Genomic DNA, 24,881 nt, shown 5'->3' with positions numbered 1-24,881 from the left:
GGATAGAGTGGTCCCATGCTGGAGCAGAATGCCAGAGACTGGTCGCCAGTCAGTACAGATCGCCTGCTGCTGCGCCGGCCGCTCGCCAGGGACGAAAGCGCAGCAATCGACCTCCATACCGATCCCCGGACCAACGTCCACCACCCCGCCCCGTCAACCATCACGCGGGCCTCATCCGCACGGACATCACGCGGGCCTCATCCGCACGGACGTTTCACGAGATCCGGCAGCACTGGTACCGCCACGGATTCGGAGTCTGGACCGTCGTCGACCCGGACGATCCCCAGACCCTCATCGGCTTCACGGGAGTCTCCCACCGGATCATCCGCGGCAGGCCGGCCCTGAACCTGTACTACCGATACTCCCCTGAATACTGGGGTCAGGGGTTGGCAACGGAAGGTGCCCTGGAGGCTGTGCGTCTGTCCGAAGAACTTCTTCCAGGGCTGCCCGTCGTCGCTTACACCTCCGTGGACAACCTCGGCTCCCAGCGGACAGCTCTGGCCGCGGGCCTGGAACGCCGCGAGGACCTCGACGTCGACCGCGGCACCTACCTGGACATCTATCTGGCCAAAGGCTGGTAAGAACGCCCCACCCGGCCTAACCCAAAACGTTCCAGCCCGTCCACACCCGCAAATCCCGTGCAGGGATCCACCGTGGGGGCCGTTCGGCTTACCCTGTAAAGACTGAAGATACCGCTTTTCCCACCCACTCCCACGGTCAGGCACCGGCCCGCCAAAACCAGCCCTTCGCTGGTCTTCGGCACAGCCTCTCGCTGGAACCGGCATGGAGGGTTTTATGGAGAGCTTTACCCCAACAACAGACCCAGTCGGCGGGAGCATTACCCTCTCCGCACTTCTGGCCCTGGTCCCGCTGCTGGTGTTCTTCCTGCTGCTGGCCTTCGCGAAAACCAAAGCCTACATAGCCGGTGCCTGCGCACTCGTGGCAGCCCTGGTCATCGCTGTCCTGGGCTTTGGCATGCCAGTCGGGCTGGCGCTGCTTTCCGCAACCCAGGGCGCTGCCTTCGGTCTGTTCCCCGTCGTGTGGATCATTGTGATGGCGGTCTGGCTCTACCAGGTCACGGTGCGCAGCGGACGGTTCGAGGATCTCCGCCGGGTGTTCGACACCGTCGGAGGCGGAGATCTCCGCATCCAGGCCCTCCTGGTGGCCTTCTGTTTCGGCGGCCTGCTGGAGGCCCTGGCCGGATTCGGCGCTCCTGTCGCGATCACTGTCACCATGCTGCTGGCCATCGGCATCGCCCCGATCCGCGCCGCAACAGCCGTGCTGGTCGCCAACACGGCTCCCGTCGCGTTCGGCGCACTGGCCATCCCCATCACGACGGCGGCGAACCTCACCAGCTACACCGGCGATGAAATCGGCGCCGTCGTCGGACGGCAGACCCCGCTCCTGGCCTTCGTCGTTCCCCTGATCCTGCTGTTTATCCTCGACGGCAGGCGCGGGTTGAGGGAGTGCTGGCCGGTAGCCCTGTTCACCGGCGTCGTCTTCTCCATTTTCCAGTTCCTGTGCTCCAACTACTTCTCCTACGAGCTCACAGACATCGTCGCGTCCCTGGTCGCGATGGCTGCTGCCGTGGCATTCCTGCGGTTCTGGCAGCCGCGCGGCGGCACGCAGGCTTCGGACCGGATGCACGGCGAGCTGGAAGCAGCCCGCGCCGCCGGCTGGACGCCCGCGGGCGCCAAGGGAAGCGGCGGGACCGGGCAGGAAGGGTACTCCCCGAACCACGCTTCCGGGCACGACGGCGGCCAGTCGGCAGCGCCCGACAGTTCAGGACAGCGCGGCAATCCAGGACAGCCCGGCAGTCCAGGCCAGGTCGGCAGTCCAGGACAAACCGGAGCACCCGGCAGCGGAGGGCCCGGCAGCCGGGAGTCCGCGGGGCCGCCGGACTATGTCGGCGGCCAGCGCGGAGCGCACGCAGCCGGACACGCCGCGGACCGGGAAACCGGGAAGACCGCCGGCACCGGCGGACTGGACGGCCAGTCCGCGGACCGGCTCACGCCGTCGCGCGGTTGGATGGCCCTGTTCCCCTACGTCCTGGTGATCGTCATCTTCGGCATCGCCAACCTCTGGACCCTCGGTGTGGACATCCCCGAAGCCCTCGCCAAAACCACCATCGAGATTCCCTGGCCCTGGCTGCATGAGGCCCTGCTGGATGCCAACGGCCAGACCCAGTCCTCCACGATCTACAGCTTCGAGTGGCTGGTCAGCCCCGGCACCCTGCTGCTCATCAGCGGGCTGATTGTGGCGCTGGTCTACTCGCGGTTTGACGACCACGGCCGCTATCCCCTGACCATGGGCGGCACCATGCAGGAAATGTGGCTCACTGCCAAGCGGATGAAGTCCGCCACGCTGACCATCCTGGGCGTCCTGGCGCTGGCGTACGTGATGAACTTTTCGGGCCAGACCATCTCCATCGGCACCTGGCTGGCAGCAACGGGAGCGTTCTTCGCGTTCCTTTCCCCGGTGCTCGGGTGGATCGGAACGGCCGTCACCGGATCCGACACCTCCGCAAACGCCCTGTTCGCCAAGCTGCAGGAGACCGCAGGCCAGGCAGCAGGGCTGGATCCCAAGCTGATGGTTGCTGCCAACACCGGCGGAGGTGTGATGGGCAAGCTGATTTCGCCGCAGAACCTCGCCATCGCCGCAGCCGCAGTGAATATGAGCGGGCAGGAATCCGTCCTGTTCCGCAAGGTCTTTGGCTGGAGTGTCGCCCTCCTGCTGGCCCTGTGCGTGATCGTCTTCCTGCAGTCCACGCCCGTGCTGAGCTGGATGATCCCCAGCTAGGCCGGGGATCATCCAGCGGCTTGGCTTAGTAGCTGGCGCGCTCTTCTTCGGCAGCCGCCTGCGGCAGATACCTGGCCGCGAGCGCCTCAGACGCGCGGGCCAGCAGAGCAACGTCCGCGCCCACCAGGATGAAGTCCACACCGGCTTCCAGGTAACGCCGCGCGGTGGCCTCAGCGAATGCGTTGACGCCTACCGGAACCCCCAGCTCCTTGGCCGTGCGGATGCACTGCTCGACGGCGGCAACCACCTCGGGATGATCCTGCTGGCCGAGGTGACCCATCGACGCCGCCAGGTCCGACGGGCCGATGAAAACCCCGTCCACTCCATCCGTTGCGGCGATCTCCGCCATGTTGGCCGCGGCCGCTGCGGTTTCGACCTGCACCAGCAGGGTCACCGTTTCGCCGGCCCGCCCCAGGTAGTTGTCGATCCGGTTCCAGCGCGAGGCCCGGGCCAGTGCACTGCCCACCCCGCGGATACCGTGCGGCGGGTAGCGGACGGCGGCAACCGCGGCAGCAGCCTGCTCCGCAGTGTCCACCATGGGGACCAGCAGGTTCTGCGCGCCGAGGTCGAGGTACTGCTTGATCAGCACCTGGTCATTGACCGGCAGCCGGACCACGGGCTGGATCGGATACCCGGCTGCCACCTGCAGCTGCACGCTGATCGATTCCAGGCTGTTGATGCTGTGCTCGCCGTCGATCAGCAGCCAGTCCAGGCCGGAACCGGCGCAGATCTCGGTGACCAGCGGATTACCGGTGCACGCCCACATCCCCACCCGGGCACGGTTGCCAGGGACCAGATCGGCTTTGAACGGTGTGTGCGGGTCTACTCGAAACGGCATGTCACTGATCCCAGCTGTCCGTAGTCTGCGTGGACAGTATCTCCCTTGTGCACCCACATGGGCCGGGTGAAGGATCCCGCCAGGATAATTTCGCCGGCGCCCAGCGTGGTGCCATGGGCGGCCAGCTTGTTGGCCAGCCAGTAGACCCCGGCGGCCGGATGGTTCAGGACTCCGGCCGCGACACCGGTTTCCTCAATGGTCTGGTTCTTGTACAGCAGCGCCGCGACCCAGCGGAGGTCGACGTCGGACACCTTGACCGGGCGCCCGCCCACCACCATGGCGCCCATGGCCGCGTTGTCGGAGATGGTGTCCACAATGGTGCGGCCTTCCATCTCGATGCGGGAGTCCAGGATTTCCAGGGCGGGAACCACATATTCGGTGGCGTCCAGGACGTCGAAGATGCTGCAGTTCGGGCCCGAGAGCGGCTTGCCCAGCACAAACGCGAGCTCCACCTCGATCCGCGGGTGGGTATACGCATCCCACTGCACGGTGCAGCCGTTCTCCAGCACCATATTGTCGAAGATGACCCCGTAGTCCGGCTCGGTGATTCCGGTAGCGGCCTGCATCGCCTTGGACGTCAGGCCGATCTTGCGGCCCACCAGCTTCCGCCCGCTGTCCTGCATCCGCTGGCTCCACACGTTCTGCACGGCGTAGGAGTCCTCCACCGTCATCTCCGGGTACCGGGATGTCAGCCGCTGAACCGGGATGCGGTTAGCGCCCGCCGCCACCAGTTCATCGGCAATCTTTTCAATGGTCTGCTTCTCGAGCACCTAACTGCACCACTTTCCGGGGAAACGCTGGTCCGCTCCATAACGGCTAAAACAGGATTGTATATGATTCACGACACATTTCTACGGCAACCGAAGGCCCGGGCCCTGCTCCACTAGGCTGAGGACGTGCCTCCCTCCCCCGGCCGCAGAGTGCGGACAACCATGATTGCCGCCTGTGCCGCGGCCGGAGCCGCAGGCCTTGGCATGGCCTGCGTTGCCAGCCCCTGGCCTGCGGCTCTGCTCATCCGCGGTGTTTTTTACCGCGGCGCACGGCAGCTCGCAGCCCGGATGACCCTTGAGGCACCGGAGGTCACCGGACACCGAGGACTGAAATACCAGGACGACGGCGGCACCCGGCGCCTGGATATCTATCTCCCGCCGGAACGCTCCGGGCCGGTGCCCGTGGTCTTCTGGATTCACGGCGGTGCCTGGATCTCGGGCTCGCGCCGGGACGTTGCGCCGTACCTGCGGATGCTGGCAGCGCAGGGGTTTGCCGCCGTCGGCGTCGATTACTCCGTGGCACCGGGCACCCGGTATCCGGGAGCGCTGCACCAGCTCAGTGCGGCCCTGCGGTACCTGCAGCACAACGCCGACCGGTACGGCCTCGACGCCGGCCGGATAGTCCTGGCCGGAGACTCAGCCGGCGCCCAGCTCGCGGCCCAGTTCGCGGCGGCGGTGACGTCGCCGGCGTACGCTGCAGCGCTGGGGCTGACACCCTCCCTCCCGCCGGAACGGCTCCGCGGTGTGGTGCTGAACTGCGGTGTCTATGACCTCGCTGCGCTGTCCGGGCTGACCGGGATTCTGGGCTGGGGGTTCCGGACAGCGCTGTGGAGCTACACCGGAGCCCGGCGCTTCGCCGAGACAGAAGCAGCCAAACAGATGTCCGTCCTCACCGCTGCCACATCAGGTTTCCCGCCGGCGTTCATCTGCGGCGGCAACGGCGATGGCCTCACCGCTCAGCAGTCCGAGCCGTTCGCCGACCGTTTGGAAGCCCTGGGTGTTCCCGTGACCCGCAGGTTCTGGCCCGCCGGGCACTCCCCTGCCCTGCCGCATGAAGCGCAGTTCCAGTTCCCGCGGCCCGAAGCCTTCGAGGTGCTCGAAGAGACGCAGAAGTTCCTCACGGATGTGTTCGCCGCGGACACAGGCGTGGAGGAAGCCGCCCAACATCCGACCGTCCCGCCAGCTCCGGCTTCGTAGCCGCCGACCACCCCAGGGGATCCGAAATATGCGCCGTGTTCTACTGCTTCTCATAACCGTGTTCTTAGGGGTGGCGCTGCCCGCCCTGCCGGCAGCCGCCGTCGGGCCGGAAGAGATCATCGTCGAAGACACCGCTGGCGTGCTCGACCAGAACACGCTGCTTCCGGCGCTGGCGGACATCAAGTTCCGTGAACCCACCACCGTGGCTGTTTACACCTACCGCGGCGACCCGGGTGCCGAGTATTCCGACGGCGATACGGTCACGAATGCGGAGACGCTCCGCTTCGCCCGCGCTGAACATCCCGAATGGATCAGCCCCGACGGCCAGAAATGGGCCGACGGTATGTTCATCTTCACCCTGGATCCGGAGGGGCGCTGGATCGGCACCTACTTCGGCGAAGACCGGAACCTGGACCGGGAGTACGCCCAGGACATCCGCGATGAGGCAGCCAGCTACTTCGTCGACGCGCAGTGGACCGATGGAACCATTGCCGCCGTCGCAGAGGCTGCGAAACTCATCAACCGGCCCTGGTACCTCAATCCTGCGGTGATCTTCCTGGGCGTGCTGGTCCTGGCTGCCGCCGCCGGCGTCTGGATCGCAGTGATCCTGGTGCGCCGGAGCCGGCTGCGGAAGAACCGGGAGCTGATCGCGGCCGCGGAACGCTCCTATGCCAGCGTCAGCCTGGACCTGGACGCCACGGAACTCAATGCCCGGACCATTCCCGAAGGTTCCTCCTACGGTGCGAAGGTGCTGGAAGAGCACCGGACCTTCCGGACGCGGTACAACCGCGCGACAGAACTGGGAAACCAGGTCCGGATATTCACGGACAAGGACCTCCGGCGGCGGCGCAGCACGAAGCCCATCGAGGAATTCGCTGAACTGGCCGCCGCGCTGGACGGCATTGACGACGTCATCGCGGACACCAACACGCTGCTTAACCTGGCACCCGGCTGGCCGGCCGCATGGGACCGGCAGGCAGCACCCCTGCAGGCCGAACTGGACAAACTCGAGGGCGTTTTTGAAGCCGGCAAAACCGGAAAGGACTCTGCCACTGCCTCAGCACTGCTCGCCTTCCGGACCGGGTGCCGGCAGCGGATCCAGGCGGCGGCCGCTGGCCTCGCGGACGGCACCACCACGCCGGAAGCTGCCCTGGACCTGCTCCGGGACATTGGCGGGGAACTGGCCGGACTGCTCAAGGACCATTCGGAGACCGTGATCGCCCTGGCAGCCAAGGATCAGGCGGAACGCGACCTGATGCGCAAGGCGCTGGAGGAAACCCGGAACCACCGCCGCACCTACCGGGACGGATACCGGCCCAGCATCCTGGATACTGCCTACCCGGACTACATCTGGACGGTCAGCGCGTTCAGCGCCGGTGTCCATTCCGGCAACAGCAGCATCGACAGTGCCCGCAGTGCCGCGTCGAGTTCCTCCGGCGCCTCCAGCGGCTACGGTGCCGGCGGCGGGAGCTTCAGCGGATCGGGCAGCTCCTCGCGCTTTTAGCGGGGCGAGTCCACCGCCCGGGCCGGCGGACGGCGGCTGCTCGCCGGGTTTACCTGGATGCCGTTTCGTGGGCACGGGACGTGGACACGGCAGGCGGCCACCGTTCACGGCCATTCAGGGCCACGTTTCCTGGACACTGTTTCATGGACACCGTTCGTGGACACCCCCGGCCAGGCTGGCTAGGGTGGCAGGCATGAGCCCACACACGCCCGAAGGCGGCAGCCTGCTGTCCGGTTTTTCCCTCGAAATGACCGGCAAGGATGTTGAGGCGCTACAGGCGGCGCAGGATGTGCTGCCTGCAGGAACCCGCGTGAACGTAACCTTCCTGGGCAACGAAGACCTGCCGATGCGCTTGGCGGCGGCGTCGGCCGTGAAATCCGCAGGACTGGTGCCGGTGCCGCACATCTCCGCCCGCAGGCTGGGGTCCACCGCTGAACTTGAGAAGTTCCTCGGCACCCTGGCCGATGCCGGTGCCGTGGAGGACCTGTTCGTGGTGGGCGGTGACCCGTCGGAACCGATGGGGCCCTATGAAGACTCGCTCGCCCTCATCCGTTCCGGGCTGCCCGCGGCGTACGGTGCCCGGCACATCAGCATCGCCGGATACCCGGAGGGGCATCCGGACATCAGCGGCGGGACCCTTTGGACTGCCCTGCTGGCCAAAGCCGATGCCCTCCAGGAGCAGGGTCTCGAAGCGTCCATCATTACCCAGTTCGGCTTCGACACCGCGCCGGTCCTGGCCTGGCTGGAAGAACTGCGCGGGCGCGGGGTCGCTATCCCGGTCCGGATTGGCGTCCCCGGACCGGCGGGCATCAAGCGGCTGCTCGGCTACGCCCGCCGGTTCGGAGTCAGCTCCTCAGCAGGGATCGCACAGAAGTACGGGTTCTCGCTGACGAATCTCCTCGGCACGGCCGGCCCGGACCGCTTTCTCCGGGACCTCGCGGCAGCCCACGATCCCGGCCGCCACGGCACGGTCCAGCTGCACTTCTACACGTTCGGCGGACTGCGGGCCACAGCGGAATGGGTCCGGGATTTCCAGGAGCACTAGGCTCCCGCAAATCCCGGACCCACGGAACGTCCCCGAACCAACCCGGACCGAGCAGGCCCCACCCGGGTTGGTTCAGCACTTGCCGGTTTAGTACGCCGGAAGCAGTGCTTTCATATCCGGAATCTCCTCGACCAGCCCGCGGTCCAGCGAGATCCGGGCAACCTCCTCGACGGAGGCGCTGTTCACCTCGGTGCTGTACCTGGGCAGGGTCAGCTGCTCGATGATCTCGGGCTTCAGGGAGGTGTAGCTGGGCAGTACGGCACGGACCTTGTCCGGGTTCTGCTCGGCGAATTCCTGCGAGGCCTTGATCGCGCGGACAAACTTCTCCACGGTTTCAGGGTTCTCCTGGACGTACTGGTCCGAGGCGAAGTAGACCGCCACCGTCAGATCATCCACCGGTTCCGCATAGTTGGAGAACACCGGAACCGCGCCGTCTGCCTTGGCAATGGTCACAAAGGGTTCGACGGCGGCAATCGCGTCCACGGTCCCGGCAGCCAGCTGGGCAGACAAGTCCGGGAACGGAATCTCGACGAACTCGATGCTCTCGTAATCCCCTCCGGCCTGCTTCACTGCCTCTGAGATGGTGGAGTCGGAAATATTGTTCAGCGTGTTAACGCCGATCTTCTTGCCTTCAAGATCCTTGGTGGTTTCAATGCCGCTGTCCGGTTTGGTCATCACGGCGGCAAAGTCCGCATCGGGATCGCCGGTGGAGCTGCCGCCCGGTGCGACCATCTGGACCGGCAGGCCCTTGGAACGTCCTACGATCATGGACGTGATGTTGGAGAAGCCGAAGTCCATCTGACCGGAAGTCACTGCCGGCACAATGGCGGCCCCGCCCTGGGCCAAAGTGAGGGTGACGTCCAGGCCCTCCGCTTCGAAGAGCCCTTCTTCGACGCCCAGGTAAATCGGTGCAACGTCGATGATGGGAATCACCCCCACCTCGATGGCCGTCAGCCCTTCCGCCGCCGCTGCCGAAGCCGGCGCCGTCGTCTCCTCTGAGGACGACAGCGACCCCGATCCGCATGCCGTCAGGCCAAGCAGCGCCGCCGTTGCCGCTGCTGCAACCAGTTTCCTCATGGGTGTCTCCTCGTTTCGTCGCGGCAGAGCCGCGGCTTAGTATGTGTTCTGCATCACACACACTATCTACCAAGATAGATATTGACTAGGGGCCCTTAACCGAGGACCCGGACCCTCGACATGCCTATGGACATAGATATATGGTCGGCGCACCGGCTTTGCCCGGCTCCCCGTCCGACAGAAGAAACGTCCGACAGAAACAGAGGTTCATCGTGGCACCAAAGAATCTGCAGGAAGTCCTGGATGCGTCCCAGCGAACGGTCGATCTGCTCCGCAATTCGCAGATCGGGGCGTATATCTATCCGGTCGTCGCTCCGGAATTCACCAACTGGCGCAGCGAACAGCGGGCCTGGCGGGAGACCGCCGTCCTTTTTGACCAGTCCCATCACATGGACAACGTCTTCATCAAGGGCCCCGACGCCCTGAAGCTCATCTCGGACACCGCGGTGAACAGCGTTGCGAACTTTCCGGTCAACAAAGCCAAGCAGTACGTCCCGACGACGCCGTCCGGCCATGTGATCGGCGACGGCATCCTCTTCCACCAGGAACAGGACGAATACGTGTACGTCGGGCGGGCACCGGCGGCCAACTGGCTGCTGTTCAACGCCGAGACCGGCGGTTATGACCTGGAGATCGAGGTGGACCGGCGGTCGCCGTCGCGTCCCATGGGGCAGCCGGTCAGCCGGCGCTACTGGCGGTTCCAGATCCAGGGCCCCAACGCCTGGCAGATCATCATCGAGAGCCTCAACGGCGGCACGCTGGAACAGCTGAAGTTCTTCAATATGGACACCATGACCATCGCCGGGGAACGCGTGCGCACACTGCGGCACGGTATGGCCGGCGCACCGGGCCTGGAAATCTGGGGAGACTACGGCTCCTACGACAAGGTGCGGGATGCCATCCTGGCGGCGGGCACGGAGTTTGGCATGGCCGCCGTCGGGTCCCGGGCCTACCCCTCCAACACCCTGGAGTCAGGCTGGATCCCTTCGCCGCTGCCCGCCATCTACACCGATGAGCGGCTGCGTCCGTACCGCGAATGGCTCGGCGCGGACAGCTACGAGGCAACAAACGCCGTCGCAGGCAGCTTCGTTTCGGCAAACATCGAGGACTACTACCTGACGCCGTGGGAGCTGGGCTACGGCTCTTTCGTGAAATTCGACCACGACTTCATCGGCCGCGAGGCGCTGGAAGCCATGGATCCCGCGGCGCAGCGCCGCAAGGTCACCCTGGCCTGGAACGAGGAAGACCTGGGCCGGATCCTCACCTCGCAGCTGGACACCAGCGGAACGCCGTACAAATATTTCGACCTGCCGCTGGCCAACTACGGCTCCTCGAACTACGACGCGGTGGTCGACGCCGGCGGCAACACCGTGGGCCTGTCCATGTTCACCGGCTACTCCGCCAATGAACGGCGCGGCCTGTCCCTGGCCACGGTTGATCCGGACGTCCCCGAGGGCACCGAACTGCGCGTGGTCTGGGGCGAGCCCGGCGGCGGCACGGCGAAAACCACCGTGGAACCGCATCAGCAGCTCGAGGTCCGGGCCGTGGTCAGCCCAATTCCCTACTCCGAGACAGTGCGCAAGGACTACAAGGGAGGCTGGCGCACCGGGTACACCGGAGCCTAAGCTCCGGCCAGCTCCGGCTAGCTCCGGCTAGCTCCGGCTAGCTCCGGCTAGCTCCGGCCAGCTCCGGCTAGCTCCGGCTAGCTCCGGACGATAATCACGTCCAGCGTCCGCGGACCATGCACTCCCTCGACGCGTTCGAGTTCGATGTCGCTGGTGGCACTCGGACCGCTGATCCAGGTCAGTGGCCGGGTCCCGTCCAGCCGGCGCAGCCCCTCGGGCAGGATGGTCGTGATGTCCGCGGCCCGGACCACGCAGATGTGGTGGTCAGGGACCAGGGAAATTGCGCGGCGGCCCTGGTTGGGGCTGCCGTCCAGGATGATCGTGCCGGTTTCGGCGACGGAGACGGCACTGCCGGTAACGACGGCGGCTGTTGCGTCCAGTTCGGCGACGCTCAGCGGCGCTGTGCTCGAGTCGGTCCGGCGCCGGCCAGGGACGGCGGCGTCGGCAGCCGCCAGCCAGGCGCCGTCTATACCCTCGGGCACCACATAGCTGGCTGCGGCGTCGAGCAGTTCCGCGATCCGGGTGCCGATCCCGGCTTCGTCCAGCACCGTGACTCCGGCCTTGTAGTCCTCGAGCCTGTCCACGAGCATGGCGATCCGCTCAGTTTCCGGGACCTCAACGGCGCTGCGGTAGTCCCGGGGAATCTCCGGGACCTCCGGTGAATCGCGCAGCGCGTCCCGCAGCCGGCCCAGGATCTCTTCGCGTGCGCTCATGCCTTCGTCTCCCCCTGCGTTGCCGCGCCGCCCTGGTGTTCCGGCGCCGCCTGATGTTCCTTGGCCCACCAGTCCCGGAAGGACTGCGCGGGCGGTGCGGGGATGTCCCGGCTCTGCGTCCAGCCGGCGGCGATGCCGGGCAGCTTGGTGATTTTCTTCTTCCGTCCGGCGGCCAGCCGCCCGAGCGGCAGGCCCTTCTCCAGCAGGCCCAGGTTCCGGCCGCGGGAGAACGCCCAGGAGGCGCCCTTCATCATCAAATCCATCTGGGTGGGCAGCTTTTTGGTGCCGCGCTTGGAGTCCACGTCCTCGGCGCGCAGGTGCACCAGGATTTCCGGGATGTTGATCTTCACGGGGCAGGCGTCGTAGCAGGCACCGCACAGCGAGGACGCGTACGGCAGCGAGCTGTTTTCCTCCGACTTAATGCCGGTCATCATCGGTGAGAGAATCGCACCGATCGGTCCCGGGTAGGTGGAACCGTAGGCGTGGCCGCCGGTGCGCTCGTACACCGGGCAGACGTTCATGCAGGCGCTGCAGCGGATGCAGTGCAGGGCGGAGCGGCCCATTTCGTCCGCCAGGGCGGCGCTGCGGCCGTTGTCCAGCAGCACCAGGTGCACGTTCTGCGGGCCGTCGCCTTCGGTGACGCCGGTCCACAGTGAGGTGTAGGGGTTCATCCGCTCGCCGGTGGAAGAGCGCGGGAGCAGCTGCATAAAGACTTCGAGGTCCTGCCAGGTCGGCAGCAGCTTTTCCACGCCCATCACGGTGATCAGGGTTTCGGGAAGGGTCAGGCACATGCGGCCGTTGCCTTCGGATTCGACGACGGCGAGGGTCCCGGCGTCGGCGATCGCGAAGTTGGCACCGGAGACGGCGACCTTGGCGGAGAGGAACTTGCGGCGCAGGTGGGAGCGGGCGGCCTCGGCCAGTTTGGCCGGGTCATCGGTGAGCTCCGGATCCACGCCGGGCATTTCGCGCAGGAAGATCTCGCGGACCTGGGTCCGGTTTTTGTGGATGGCCGGAACCAGGATATGGCTGGGCTTGTCATGGTCCAGCTGGACAATCAGCTCGGCGAGGTCGGTCTCGTAGGCGGCGATGCCCTCCTCTTCGAGGTACTCATTCAAGCCGATTTCCTGGGTGGCCATGGACTTGACCTTCACCACCTCGTCCACGCCTTCGGCGCGGATCAGGTCGCGGACAATTTCGTTGGCTTCGTCGGCGTCGCGGGCCCAGTGGATGATGCCACCTCGGGCGGTGAAGTTGGCTTCGAACTGCTCCAGCAGTTCCGGCAGCCGGGCCATGACGGATTCCTTCACGGCGCTGCCTGAATTGCGCAGGTCTTCCCAGTCGGGCAGCTCGCCGACCACGCGCAGCCGCTTGTCGCGGATGGTGTGGGTAGCGTGCCCGAGGTTGGCGCGGAGCTGGGCGTTGCCCAGTTCCCGCTTGGCTGCAGATGGGAAGGATTCGACGGCGTTGAGGTTGCCGCGCCCGAAGACCGGCAGGGTGGGCATGCCCAGGTAGGTGCTCATCGCCCGGCCTTTCCGCTGACGAGGATCTCTCCGGTGACGGAGACCGGGTTTTCCTTGGTGCTGGCCAGGATTTCGGCGAAGTGCAGGGTGGTGGCGCTGGCGCCTTCGCGGGAGAGTCCGCCGCCGATGTGCAGCAGGCAGGAGGCGTCCCCGCCGGAACACAGCGAGGCGCCGGTGGAGGTGATGTTGGCGGTTTTGTCCGCCAGCATGGCGGAGGAAACATCCGCGTTCTTCATCGAGAAGGTTCCGCCGAAGCCGCAGCACTGGTCGGCTTCCGGCAGATCCGCCATTTCGATCCCGCCCACGGAGGAGAGCAGGTTCAGCTGCCGGTCGCCCAGCCGCAGCAGGCGCATGCCGTGGCAGCTGGGGTGGTAGGTGACCTTGTGCGGGAACCAGGAGCCCAGCTGTTCTGCGGCGTTGGTGATGCCCAGGACGTCGGTCAGGAGTTCCGAGAGTTCGTAGGTCTTGGCGCCGACGGCTTCGGCCTGGGCCTCCAGCACGGTGTCGCCGCAGGACCGGGCGATCATCGGGTGCTGGTGCTTGACCGAACCAACGCAGGAACCTGACGGCGCGACGGCGACGTCGTAGCCGGCGGGGTCGAATGCCTCGACGTGGTTGCGGACTACGGGGACCGCTTCAGGGAAGTACCCCGAGTTCACGTGCATCTGGCCGCAGCAGGCCTGGCCGGACGGGAACACGACCTCGTGTCCCAGCCGCTCCAGGATGGATACCGTGGCACGTGCTGTCCGTGGATACATCGCATCCACGATGCAGGTGGCGAATAGTGCAATTCTCATGGCTGCCTCTCAGCGGGTTTATCCCCGGGGCCGATGTGGTCAGACCAATACTAGGCACGTTATTCGCAACACACCAAGGGGGCCTGCGGCTGGTGGCCATGATCACACGCTTGTCAATGGTGCGCTAGACTTCCATGGCCTGACCATTGTGGTCTGACCAACTTCCCCCCGCCAGTTCTTCTCTTTCCGGAGGTCCCCTGTGGATCACTTCACCGCCAGCACCGATCCGGTGTCCGGCAGCGTCGCCGCGTCAGCCATCGTGGCTCTCGTACCCCTGCTCACGTTCTTCATCCTCCTGGCGTTCGTGAAGGTGAAGGCCCACGTTGCGGGTGCGCTTTCCCTGGTGGTGGCCATCGCCGTCGCCATCTGGGCATTCAAGATGCCGGCTGGCCTGGCCCTGCTCTCCGCCACCCAGGGCGCGGTCTTCGGTGCCTTCCCGGTGGTCTGGATCGTGATTATGGCGATCTGGCTGTACCAGATCACCGTGGTCAGCGGCCGGTTCGAGGACCTGCGCCGCGTCTTCGACGTGATCGGCGGCGGGGACGTCCGCATTCAGGCGATCCTCGTGGCGTTCTGCTTCGGCGGGCTGCTCGAAGCCCTCGCCGGATTCGGCGCTCCGGTGGCCATTACGGCCACCATGCTGGTTGCCCTGGGCCTGAAGCCCATGAAGGCAGCAGCCGCCGTGCTGGTGGCGAACACCGCACCGGTCGCCTTTGGGGCAATGGCCATTCCGATCACCACGGCCGCCAACCTCACCGGCCTGGACGCTGACCACATCGGTGCCGTCGTGGGACGCCAGGCCCCCCTGCTGGCCGTTATTGTGCCGCTGATCCTGGTGTTCATCCTCGACGGGTTCAAGGGCGTCAAGGACACCTGGCCCGCCGCCGTCGTCACCGGCGTTGCCTTCTCCGTGGCACAGGTCCTGTGCTCCACCTTCTTCTCCTACGAACTGACGGACATTGTTGCCGCCCTCGCCGGCCTGGGTGCCGCCGTCGTCTTCCTGCGTTTCTGGCAGCCCCGCGGCCTCGACGCCGCCCGTGAGCGCATGGGCCTCACCGCCCTCGTCGCCGCCGGCGCTGACCGCCCGGGCACCGGCAGCGGTTCCACCGCCACCGCCGTGCGCGACGAGGACTCCCTGACGCCGTCCCGCACCTGGCTGGCGCTGTTCCCGTATTTCCTGGTCATCGTGATCTTCGGCATCGCGAAGCTCTGGAAGCTGGGTGTGGATATCCCGGCCTTCCTGGCCTCCACCGATATCAAGATTCCCTGGCCGATCCTGCACGAGCGCCTGGTGGACGAGGCCGGAAACGCCGTTTCCTCCACCATCTACACGTTCAACTGGCTCTCCACCCCGGGCACGCTGCTGCTGATCACTGGCCTGATTGTTTCCTTGGTCTACTCCAAGTTCGACGACGGCGGCCGTTACCGCATGAGCGTGGGCAACGGTGTGGCGGAGATCGGCCGCACCATGTGGAACATGCGCTGGGCCGGCCTGACCATCCTCTCCGTCCTCTCCCTGGCCTACGTTATGAACTTCTCCGGCCAGACCGTGGCCATCGGCACCTGGCTGGCCGGAACCGGAGCTTTCTTCGCGTTCCTCTCCCCTGTCCTGGGCTGGATCGGCACAGCCGTGACCGGCTCCGACACCTCGGCCAACGCGCTCTTCGCCCGCCTGCAGCAGACCGCTGGCCTCGAAGCGGGCATCGACCCGAACCTGCTGGTGGCCGCCAACACCACCGGCGGCGTCGTTGGCAAGCTGATCAGCCCGCAGAACCTGGCCATCGCGGTGACCGCTGTGAAGCTGGACGGGCAGGAATCCGTCCTGCTGCGCAAGGTGGTCGGCTGGAGCGTGGCCCTGCTGCTGATCCTCTGCACGCTGGTTTACCTGCAGTCCACGCCGATCCTTGGCTGGATGCTCCCGTAGCGGCCGGTCCCGTTCTCCCGGCGCCACCGGCGCTGGGCCGGAGCGGCAGGGGGTGTGTTCCTTGGGGGGAATACAGGCCCTGCCGCTCCGTTTTTTTGGAGTGCTTTTCCCGTTTCCAGGTGGAACTTACAGGTGGAACGACGCCGGACTTACGGTGGGCGGCGGCGGTGTTTTGAGCGTGCCGGCAGCCGGCCTTTTCTGCATGACGGACGCGGAACGCCTTTTGTTGCGGACGCCGGGGAATCCCCCAGCCTGCCGTGTAAGGATGTTGCAGTGACTCTTACGGATTCCGCGCCCCTGCCGCCGCGCCGCAGCTATGACCTCCTGCTGGAGAACATCGAAGCGGGCCTGCGGTCCGGCGAGATCAAGCTCGGCGATCAGCTCCCCGGCGAGCGCTCCCTGGCGGAAACCTACGGCATCTCCCGCGCTTCTGTCCGGGAAGGCATCCGGATCCTGGACGCCATGGGCGTGCTGCGCTCCTCCTCCGGTTCCGGCCCGAAGTCCGGCGCCATCATAGTCTCCGAACCGTCCGCCGGGCTGTCCTCGGCGCTGCGCCTGCATATGGCCAGCAGCCGGCTGCCGGTGGCGGACATTGTGCAGACCCGCGTGCTGCTGGAAACCTGGGCTGCCGAGGCTGCCGCTAACGCACCGCGCACCGACGAAACGGCGGCGGCCCTGGGCCGGGCCCACGGACTGCTGGAGGCCATGGACCGCCCCGACCTGGACCGGGATGCCTTCCACACCCTTGATGCGCGGTTCCACGTGGAGCTCAGCTCGCTGGCCGGCAACGCCGTAATCGAAACCATGATGGATTCCCTCAGCGGCGCCATCCGCGGCTACGTCAAGGAGGCGATGGACAATTTCGAAGACTGGCCCGCCATCCTGGCTGTGCTGCGTGAACAGCACCACGGGATTTACGACGCCGTCGAGGCGGGTGACGGTGCCCTCGCTGCCCGCCTGCTCCGCGGCCATATCGAATGGTTCTACGCCCAGATCCCGTCCCACCAGGCGGCGCCCTCCCCAACCGCCCGGTCCGAAAAAACGCAGTCCCCGGCCTGAGCGCACGTGCCCGGCCCCGAGGGCACTCCCCCGGCCAGGTCGGGGGAAAACCCCATAGTCAACGGCCTTGAGCGCGGAGAATGATGGAACCATGACACCCACCCAAGCCTCCGATCCCGGCGCCTCGTCCGGTGTGCCTGCCGCCGCCCACCCGGCGCAGCCCGCTCAGTACACACAATCCGGCCAGGACAAGCAGTCCGCGCAGGACACGCAGGCCGCTCAGTACACTCAGTCCGTCCAGGTCGCTCAAGCCACCCAGTTCACGCACACCACCCAGCAGACCCAGCCCATCGAAAAAGCTGAGTCCGGGAACACTGAGTCCGAAAATACTGGGCCAATGCAGAACCCTCAGCACACCCCGCACCCGCGGCACCCGCGGCACATTCCGCATTCCGAGCGTGCTCCGCATTCCCAGCGTGCCCAGGCACCCCGGCCGGCAGCAGGACGCCGCCCGGCGTTTTTCCGCAGCAGTACGTGGCGGGCGTTCGGCTACCACGGCCTGTCGCTGCTGCTGGCGCCCTTCGCGCTGGCCTACGCCGTAAGCACCGTATCGCTGGGAGCCTCATTCCTGGTCACTTTTGTGGGCCTGATCGTCCCGGCGGCCATGGTGGCGGCCGCCCGGTACTGGGGAACCATCAACCGGTCCCTCGCGGCAACGCTGCTTGGCCGTCCGATCGACGCACCCCCGCCGTTCACCCCGCGGCCGGGATTCTTCGGCTTCCTCCGCTCCGGACTCAGTGACACGGCGGGCTGGAGGGCCTTGGCCCATATGGGCGTCAGCTTCGTAACGTCGGTGACCGCGGCCTGCCTGAGCATCAGTTTCCTGGTCGCCGGGTTGGGCAGCATGACGCATTGGTTCTGGTCCCGCTGGCTGCCCCCGCAGCAGGCGGCCGACGGAACCTGGCACCGTGGCAGCCAGATCCTCCCGGGGGTCTTCGCTGACAGTTTCTGGTGGCAGGCCGCCTACTTCGCGGTAGGTGTCCTCTTCACCTTCCTGCTCTGGCCAGCGCTCAACAACGGTATGGCCCGCCTGCAGGCATCGCTCGCCGCGGCGCTGCTGGGCCCCACCGGCGGCCAGTACCGTGTCCGGGATCTGGAAGCCAGCCGGAGCAGCTCCGTGACTACCGCTGACGCCAGGCTGGCCCGGATTGAACGGGACCTGCATGACGGGACCCAGGCGCAGCTGGTCGCCATCGCCATGAAGCTCGGCGACGCCAGGGACCGGGCGGCCGGCACCGAAGTATCCGCGGAACTGCAGCATCTGCTGGACAGCGCCCACGGCACGGCCAAGGAAGCCTTGGAAGACCTGCGCGGCCTCGCCCGCGGCATCCGACCGGCCGTGCTCAACGACGGTCTGGACACCGCGCTGGAATCGCTGGCTGCCACAGCCCCGCTGCCCGTTGACCTTTCCTACCGGCTGCAGGTTCGTCCGTCGCCCGCGGTGGAAGCCATTGCCTACTACGTGGTAGCCGAACTGGTGACCAACGCCGTCAAGCACTCAGGGGGCTCACGCGTCAGTATCCTGGTGGTCGAGGAGGGAGCTGACATGGTGCTCAGCGTCAAGGACGACGGCACCGGTGGCGCAGCAGGCGCAGCAGGCGCGGGACGTGAAGGCACAGGAACCGGGGCCGGAACAGGCTTGGCAGGTCTGGCGGAACGGGTCCGGACGGTGGACGGCACGATGCGGATTTCCTCTCCGGCCGGAGGGCCAACCGTGGTGACGGTCTTCCTGCCGCTTTCCTGAACTGTGTCCTGACCGGTTTCGGAAGTGCCGCACCGGTGGGGCAAGCTACTTGAATGAAGATCGTCATCGCGGAGGACTCCGCCCTGCTCCGCGCCGGGCTGGTCGAACTGCTGGACGGCCGCGGGCACCAGGTGCTCGCGGCCGCCGGCGACGCCGAAGAACTGTTCAGAGCGCTGGAAACCGTCGAGCCCGACGTCGTCATCCTGGACAACCGGATGCCGCCAACCCATACCCATGAAGGGATCCGCGCTGCCCTGCAGCTGCGGGACACCCGCCCGGAGATCGGCGTCCTGCTGCTCTCCCAGTATGTTGAAACCCGCTACGCCGCCCAGCTTTTCGCCGGCCAGCCCCGCGGAACCGGCTATCTGCTCAAGGACCGGGTGGCGGATGTCGCTGATTTCCTCCAGGCTTTGGAACGCATCCGTGCGGGCGAAACGGTGCTTGACCCGGAGGTGGTGCGGCAGCTGATGGGCGCCGGACGCCACGCGGGGCTGGAATCCCTGACCCCGCGCGAACGCGAGGTGCTGGCGCTCATGGCCCAGGGACGGACAAATGCCGGTATCTGTGCTGAACTGTTCCTCTCCGCCGGAGCAGTGGAGAAGAACATCACCTCAATATTCGGCAAGCTGAACCTCCATCCAGCGGCCGGGGACCACCGGCGGGTCCTGGCCGTGCTGCAGTATCTGCAGGCTGCGCCTCCCGTGTGGCCTGACCATTTCACTGAAGGCGGGTCCCGGGCCTAGATTTGAACCGGGGCCAAAGCCCCGTCGATGTCTCGGATCAGGATCGTATGTCAGTCACAGCAGAATCTTCAGCCCCAGCAATCAGTGCCCTTGGCAGCGAGGGAATCAGCACCAGGGAAATCGACCGCCGCAAAATGGCGCATGATGCTTCCCACTATCTGCTGATCCCCCAGGCAGTGGCCACACCCACGAACACCGCTGAGGTGGCTGACCTGCTGCGGCGCAGCCGGGAGCTCGGCATCCCCGCCACCTTCCGGTCCGGCGGAACCTCCCTCTCCGGCCAGGCACTGAGTGACAGCCTGCTCATTGACACCCGGCACCACTTCCGGGAAATCGAGGTGCTCGACGGCGGCACCCGGGTCCGGGTGGCACCCGGCGCCACGGTGCGGGCAGTCAATTCCCGCCTCGCGGCGTTCGGCCGCAAGCTCGGGCCGGACCCGGCCAGCGAGATCGCCTGCACGATTGGCGGCGTGGTCGCCAACAACTCCTCCGGCATGGCCTGCGGCACGGAGTTCAATACCTACCGGACGCTGGAGTCCATGGTGCTGGTCCTCGCCGGCGGAACCATACTGGACACCGCGGCACCGGACGCCGAGCAGCGGCTGCGCGCCCTGGAGCCGGAGCTGTTCGACGGCCTGCTGCGGCTCCGCGGACGGATCGTCGCCAACCCGCACTCGGTTGCCACCATCACCCGGCTGTTCTCCATGAAAAACACCATGGGCTACGGACTCAATTCCTTCCTGGACTTCGAGAGCCCGGTGGACATCCTGGCCCACCTGATGATCGGCAGCGAGGGCACCCTGGGGTTCGTGGCGCAGGCAACGTTCCGCACCATCCCCGCACTGCCGAAGGTCGCCACCGGCCTGATGTTCTTCGACACCCTGGACGCCGCGGCCACCGCACTGCCGGAACTCACCGCTTCCGGGCTGGCCACGATCGAACTGATGGACGCCACGTCCCTGCGGGTGGCGCAGCTCGCGGCCGATGCTCCCCAGGAACTGCGGAACCTGGACGTCCAGGCGCACGCGGCCCTGCTGGTGGAACATCAGGCAGCCACTGCGGAGGAACTGGACGCCAAACGCGAAGCCTCCCACCCGCTTTTCGATTCCCTGCACCTGGCCGCTCCGTTTGCCATGACGTCCAAGGCGGCGGACCGGGCAGCGATGTGGCACCTGCGCAAGGGCCTCTACACCACGGTCGCCGGTGCCCGTCCCTCCGGCACCAACGCCCTGCTGGAAGACATTGTGGTTCCCGTGCCGTCACTGGCCCGCACCTGCGGCGAACTGGCCCGGCTCTTCACCGAGCACCACTACCGGGACTCGGTGATCTTTGGGCATGCCAAGGACGGCAACATCCACTTCATGCTCAATGAGAACTTCTCCGACCCGGCAGAACTGGCCCGCTATGAGGCGTTCACCGAGGAGATGGTGGACCTGGTGCTGGGTGAAGGCGGCTCGCTGAAGGCCGAACACGGCACCGGCCGGATCATGGCGCCCTATGTCCGCCGCCAGTACGGCGACGAACTCTACGGGATCATGTGCGAGGTCAAGGCCCTGATCGATCCACGGAACCTGCTCAACCCCGGTGTCCTCATCAACGACGATCCCCGCGCCTACATCGAGAACCTGAAGGTCGCACCCACCGTCGAGGAGGAAGTGGACCGCTGCGTCGAATGCGGCTACTGCGAGCCGGTCTGCCCCAGCAAGGACCTGACCACCACACCCCGCCAGCGGATTGTGCTGCGGCGGGAAATCGCGGCGGCCGAGGCCCGCGGGGACGCCGCCCTGGCTGCAGAGCTGCGCATCGACTACGACTACGACGGCGTGCAGACCTGTGCCGCTGACGGTATGTGTGTCACGGCGTGTCCGGTTTTGATCAACACCGGGGACCTGGTCCGCAGGCTGCGCGCCGAAAACGCCAATCCGGTGGCCGGGGCCGGCTGGAAAACCGCCGCCGGGCACTGGGGAACCGTGACCACCCTGGGCGGCAAGGCCCTGAGCCTGGCCAAGGCTGTGCCGGCGCCCCTGCCCAAGCTGGCAACCACGGTGGGACGGGCACTGTTGGGCGCGGACAATGTCCAGTCCTATGAAACAGTGCTGCCGGCCGGCGGCACCCGCCGCACCCCGCGGGAGGACCCGGATCCGGTCGCCGTGTTCTTCCCGGCCTGCATCGGCACCATGTTCGGCCCCGCCGAGGGCGGCGAAGGTGCCAGCACCGCGTTCCTGGAACTGTGCGAACGCGCCGGGGTGGGCGTCCGGGTGCCCAACGGGATCGGCGACCTGTGCTGCGGAACGCCGTGGAAGTCCAAGGGATTCACCGCCGGCTACGAAGCCATGACGGAGAAGGTTCTGGCGAACCTGTGGGTGGCCAGCGGCGGCGGGGAGCTGCCCGTGGTCTGTGACGCTGCGTCCTGCACCGAAGGCCTGGAGACGATGAAGCGGCTGGCCGGATCCAGCCCCGTCTACCCCGGGCTGCGGTTCGTTGATGCGGTGGACTTTGTCAGTGAAACGGTGCTGCCCCGGCTGGAGGTTACGGTGAAGCTGGGCTCCCTGGCGCTGCATCCGACCTGCTCATCCACCCAGCTGGGCGCCAACGATGCCCTTCATGTGATCGCCTCGGCGGTCAGCACCGAGGTCTTTGTGCCGCCGAGCTGGGGCTGCTGCGCCTTCGCCGGCGACCGCGGCCTGCTGCATCCGGAACTCACCGCCTCCGCGACGGACACTCAGGCCGCTGAGATCAACGCCCGCACGTTCGACGGCTACGCGTCCCTGAACCGTACCTGCGAGATCGGCATGAGCAAGGCCACCGGACAGTCCTACCGACACATCCTGGAGTACCTGGCCGAAGCTACGCGGTAGCCAACCGCACCGAAGCAGGATTATTCCGAAGGGAGGGGCCGCCCGGCTCCTCCCTTCCGCCGTTTCCCCGCCTGTTCCAGGCATGAACCCGGCGTGAACCCGGGACCGGCCTGGATCAGGACCGCCCGTCGCCGCCGCCGTATCACCGTGAATCACCGTGGATCAGCGCGGATCAGCGCGGACCGGCCCTGCCATAACGGCCCCTCCCGCACCCACACCTGACCGCCCGGCAAAAACTTTTCCTTGCATTCTTACTTTCTTCACCGTATAAAGTAAGAATGTCATCCACCTCACAGAGCAGTGCTGCTCAGTACGGCGCAGCCCAGAGCAGTGCAGCTCAGAACAGTGCGCCCACCGGACGCAGCGAACTGCGCCGGATCCGGGTGGAATCCGTGATGGGAGCCCTGCTCAGCAGCGGCCCGATCTCCCGGACGGACCTCGCGGCCGTGACCGGCTACAGCCCTTCCACCGTCACCGGCATCGTCCAGGAACTCCAGGGCATGGGCTACCTCCACGAGGTCGGACACCGGGAATCAACCGGCGGACGGCGCCGCACGCTGGTCGAACTCGACCGCACGGCCATCGCGCTGATCGTGGCCGAAGTCAGCGGCGGCCGCATCCGGGCCAGCCTCATTGACCTCGACGCCCGGGTGCTGGCCACCCAGGACGCCCCCTTCGATCCGGCAGATCCGGTCAGCGCCACTGCCGTAGCCGTAGCCGGTCTCGGTGAACCTACCGGCCACCGTCCCTCGCGGCTGATCCTCGCGCTGCCCGGTGTGGTCGCCGCAGACGGCACCGTGAGCCTGGCCCCCGCCTTCGCAGCCGCCGGAGATCCCCAGCTGGCCCAGGCCCTGGCCCGGCGGACCGGACTGCCGGTCACCGTGGAGAACGACGTAAACCTCATCGCCCTCGGCGAGCGCAGCGCCGGAGCCGCGGCCGGCGTCGATGATCTGGTCCTGATCCACATCGCGGAGGGAATCGGCGCCACCATCCTCAGCGGCGGCCGCCTGCTGCACGGCTCCACCCGCTCCGCGGGCGAAGTCGGATTCCTCCCCATCGGCCTCACACCGCTGCCTCACGGAAACCGCGGCAGCTTCGAGGAACGCTGGAGCACCCCGGCCATTGCCGCCGCAGCACGGACCGCCGGCCTGGATGTCAGCGAGGCCAACGTGATCCCCCGGCTCTGCAGCGAACCCGCCGCCGCCGCACTGCTGACCGAGGTGCTGGATGCCTGGGCCTGGGCCGCCGTCGTCTGCGCGTGCGTCCTGAACCCGGCACTGGTCCTGTTCTCCGGTGATGCCATCGGCCTGGACGAGGCCGCCCGCACCGGGCTGGCGGACCGGATCCGGTCCGCAGCGCCGGCCGCACCGGAGGTCACCTTCGCTTCCCTGGGCGTCGAAGCCGTCCTTTTCGGCGCCGTCGCCCGCGTCCTGGAGGACCCCGCCAGCCTGATCACCCCCGCCGGGTGATCCCACCCGTTTTCCACCGCACCAGCACTACACAACCCACCAGCACTACACAACCAAGGAGAAGTACATGGCTCTGAACCGCAAAATCCGCGGCCCGCTCGTCACCGTTGCCGGCGGACTCGCCCTGGCGCTTGCGCTCTCGTCCTGTGGACTGGACGAATCGCCGTCGGGCGGCGCTGAAGGTTCCGAAGGCGGAACCCTCACCATCTACACCGCCCGTGACAAGGGATTGGCCGAAGCAGTCGTAGCCGACTTCGAGGCAGCGAACCCGGAGTACGCCGGCAAGGTCGAAATCCTGACCCTCGGCGCGCAGGAAGCACTGGAACGTATCCGCGCAGAGAAGGCCAACCCGCAGGGTGACATCTGGTGGGGCGGCACCGGCCAGCAGATGAAGCAGGCCGCCGGAGACGACATCCTGGCACCGGCCCCCGACGCCGTCGTCGACGCCGTGCCGGAAGACCTCCGCGATCCGGCCGGACTCTGGGTGGGTGAAATGCAGCTGGCCGAGGTGATCTTCTACAACCACGACATGCTCACCGCCGACCAGGCACCCACCGACTGGGACGACCTGATTGCACCGGAAATGGCAGACAAGATCGCCATCCGCGATGTGGAGGCCTCCGGCACCATGCGCAGCATCTACTCGGCCATGATCGATCGCAAGTACGACGAGTCCGGCTCCCCGGAAGCCGGCTACGAGTGGCTGCGACAGCTGGACGCCAACACCAAGGTCTACGCCGCGAACCCGACGGACCTGTACCTGCGCGTCACCCGGCAGGAAGCCGCCGCCAGCGCGTGGAACCTGCAGGATGTCATGCTGCAGATCGACGGCCAGAACGCCCCCTACACCCCGGTGGTCCCGGAGTCCGGCGCACCGATGCTGGTTGACGGCGTCGCCAAAATCAAGAACGGCCCGTCCTCCGACGCGGCTGACGCGTTCCTGGAATTCCTGCTGAGCGAAGAAACCCAGAAGGAACTGTCCGAGACGTACTACCAGATCCCCTCCATCGCGATGACCGAGCAGCCCGCCTGGCTGGCCGAGCTCGACCTGAAGGAAATGGACGTCGACTGGGACCGGATCGGCACGAACGAAACCGAATGGATCGGCTACTGGGCCGAGAACATCAAGGGCAAGGGCTAAGACGCCTCCCGGGGCGGGCGGCGAAACGCCGCCCGCCCTCCCCTCTCTATTCATCCCC

The 24,881-nt window shown here is 66.7% G+C and carries 19 protein-coding genes; 13 read left to right on the top strand and 6 right to left on the bottom strand.

From position 1 onward, the window contains the following. Positions 1–2 precede the first annotated feature (2 nt). Both ArtHe_RS01585 and ArtHe_RS01580 read left to right on the top strand, forming a co-directional pair. Complete coding sequence (locus ArtHe_RS01585; RefSeq protein WP_349238397.1) at positions 3–581, top strand: GNAT family N-acetyltransferase; 579 nt, start codon at positions 3–5, stop codon at positions 579–581. 214 nt (positions 582–795) lie between these two features. Beyond that, on the top strand, positions 796–2,799 hold the full coding sequence (locus tag ArtHe_RS01580; protein ID WP_248318454.1) for an L-lactate permease: 2,004 nt from the start codon (positions 796–798) through the stop codon (positions 2,797–2,799). A gap of 25 nt (positions 2,800–2,824) precedes the next feature. On the opposite strand, the gene ArtHe_RS01575 is transcribed toward ArtHe_RS01580, so the two are convergent. Together ArtHe_RS01575 and hpaH are read right to left on the bottom strand one after the other, a co-directional pair. Next, complete coding sequence (locus ArtHe_RS01575; RefSeq protein WP_248318453.1) at positions 2,825–3,637, bottom strand: aldolase/citrate lyase family protein; 813 nt, start codon at positions 3,635–3,637, stop codon at positions 2,825–2,827. After that, on the bottom strand, positions 3,622–4,407 hold the full coding sequence (hpaH, locus tag ArtHe_RS01570) for a 2-oxo-hept-4-ene-1,7-dioate hydratase (protein WP_066298570.1): 786 nt from the start codon (positions 4,405–4,407) through the stop codon (positions 3,622–3,624). Before hpaH ends, ArtHe_RS01575 begins: the two co-directional genes overlap by 16 nt. Before the next feature lie 126 nt (positions 4,408–4,533). On the opposite strand from hpaH, the gene ArtHe_RS01565 reads away from it, so the two are divergent. The 3 genes from ArtHe_RS01565 to ArtHe_RS01555 all read left to right on the top strand — a co-directional run bounded on the left by ArtHe_RS01565 (position 4,534) and on the right by ArtHe_RS01555 (position 8,153). Then, positions 4,534–5,604 (top strand): alpha/beta hydrolase, encoded by a 1,071-nt coding sequence (locus ArtHe_RS01565; protein ID WP_248318452.1) that lies wholly within the window; start codon positions 4,534–4,536, stop codon positions 5,602–5,604. Positions 5,605–5,674: 70 nt separating this feature from the next. After that, positions 5,675–7,108 (top strand): DUF5129 domain-containing protein, encoded by a 1,434-nt coding sequence (locus ArtHe_RS01560; RefSeq protein WP_248318451.1) that lies wholly within the window; start codon positions 5,675–5,677, stop codon positions 7,106–7,108. Positions 7,109–7,301: 193 nt separating this feature from the next. Further along, a complete protein-coding gene (locus ArtHe_RS01555) occupies positions 7,302–8,153 on the top strand; it encodes a methylenetetrahydrofolate reductase (protein ID WP_248318450.1) in 852 nt (283 codons plus the stop codon). A gap of 87 nt (positions 8,154–8,240) precedes the next feature. On the opposite strand, the gene ArtHe_RS01550 is transcribed toward ArtHe_RS01555, so the two are convergent. Further along, positions 8,241–9,230 carry an ABC transporter substrate-binding protein gene (locus tag ArtHe_RS01550; protein ID WP_248318449.1) on the bottom strand — a complete coding sequence of 330 codons (990 nt, stop codon included), beginning with the start codon at positions 9,228–9,230 and terminating at the stop codon, positions 8,241–8,243. Between the two features lie 212 nt (positions 9,231–9,442). Here ArtHe_RS01550 and ArtHe_RS01545 point away from each other — a divergent pair, with 212 nt between their 5' ends. Further along, complete coding sequence (locus tag ArtHe_RS01545; protein ID WP_248318448.1) at positions 9,443–10,855, top strand: aminomethyl transferase family protein; 1,413 nt, start codon at positions 9,443–9,445, stop codon at positions 10,853–10,855. A gap of 77 nt (positions 10,856–10,932) precedes the next feature. On the opposite strand, the gene ArtHe_RS01540 is transcribed toward ArtHe_RS01545, so the two are convergent. From ArtHe_RS01540 to ArtHe_RS01530, 3 genes are read right to left on the bottom strand one after another with little or no spacing between them, the layout of a single operon-like run. Then, the gene (locus tag ArtHe_RS01540; RefSeq protein WP_248318447.1) at positions 10,933–11,568 is read right to left on the bottom strand and encodes an LUD domain-containing protein; all 636 of its coding nucleotides are present in this window, start codon (positions 11,566–11,568) and stop codon (positions 10,933–10,935) included. Then, positions 11,565–13,088 carry a LutB/LldF family L-lactate oxidation iron-sulfur protein gene (locus ArtHe_RS01535; RefSeq protein ID WP_248318446.1) on the bottom strand — a complete coding sequence of 508 codons (1,524 nt, stop codon included), beginning with the start codon at positions 13,086–13,088 and terminating at the stop codon, positions 11,565–11,567. The genes ArtHe_RS01540 and ArtHe_RS01535 overlap by 4 nt, the downstream gene beginning before the upstream one ends. Further along, a complete protein-coding gene (locus tag ArtHe_RS01530; RefSeq protein ID WP_248318445.1) occupies positions 13,085–13,885 on the bottom strand; it encodes a (Fe-S)-binding protein in 801 nt (266 codons plus the stop codon). Before ArtHe_RS01530 ends, ArtHe_RS01535 begins: the two co-directional genes overlap by 4 nt. Positions 13,886–14,084: 199 nt before the next feature. Here ArtHe_RS01530 and ArtHe_RS01525 point away from each other — a divergent pair, with 199 nt between their 5' ends. The 7 genes from ArtHe_RS01525 (at position 14,085) to ArtHe_RS01495 (ending at position 24,823) form a co-directional block, all read left to right on the top strand. Then, positions 14,085–15,809, top strand: coding sequence for an L-lactate permease (locus tag ArtHe_RS01525; protein ID WP_248318444.1), 1,725 nt, complete (start codon positions 14,085–14,087; stop codon positions 15,807–15,809). Positions 15,810–16,082: 273 nt separating this feature from the next. Next, positions 16,083–16,868 carry an FCD domain-containing protein gene (locus ArtHe_RS01520; protein ID WP_248318443.1) on the top strand — a complete coding sequence of 262 codons (786 nt, stop codon included), beginning with the start codon at positions 16,083–16,085 and terminating at the stop codon, positions 16,866–16,868. 91 nt (positions 16,869–16,959) lie between these two features. After that, the gene (locus ArtHe_RS01515) at positions 16,960–18,612 is read left to right on the top strand and encodes a sensor histidine kinase (RefSeq protein ID WP_248318442.1); all 1,653 of its coding nucleotides are present in this window, start codon (positions 16,960–16,962) and stop codon (positions 18,610–18,612) included. A gap of 53 nt (positions 18,613–18,665) precedes the next feature. After that, positions 18,666–19,355 (top strand): response regulator transcription factor, encoded by a 690-nt coding sequence (locus ArtHe_RS01510; protein ID WP_248318441.1) that lies wholly within the window; start codon positions 18,666–18,668, stop codon positions 19,353–19,355. 47 nt (positions 19,356–19,402) lie between these two features. Beyond that, positions 19,403–22,213: an FAD-binding and (Fe-S)-binding domain-containing protein gene (locus ArtHe_RS01505; RefSeq protein ID WP_248318440.1), complete on the top strand. Its 2,811-nt coding sequence runs from the start codon at positions 19,403–19,405 to the stop codon at positions 22,211–22,213. A gap of 278 nt (positions 22,214–22,491) precedes the next feature. Then, entirely contained in the window at positions 22,492–23,682 is a 1,191-nt protein-coding gene (locus ArtHe_RS01500) for an ROK family transcriptional regulator (RefSeq protein ID WP_248318439.1), read from the top strand. A 67-nt stretch (positions 23,683–23,749) separates the two neighbouring features. Next, positions 23,750–24,823 carry an extracellular solute-binding protein gene (locus ArtHe_RS01495; protein WP_248318438.1) on the top strand — a complete coding sequence of 358 codons (1,074 nt, stop codon included), beginning with the start codon at positions 23,750–23,752 and terminating at the stop codon, positions 24,821–24,823. The last annotated feature ends 58 nt before the right edge of the window (positions 24,824–24,881 follow it).

The sequence above is a fragment of the Arthrobacter sp. Helios genome (assembly GCF_023167125.1).
GTDB classification, from domain to species: domain Bacteria; phylum Actinomycetota; class Actinomycetes; order Actinomycetales; family Micrococcaceae; genus Arthrobacter_B; species Arthrobacter_B luteolus.
Note: the sequence above shows the minus strand (reverse complement) of the source record. Positions and strands in the feature narration are given on the sequence as shown.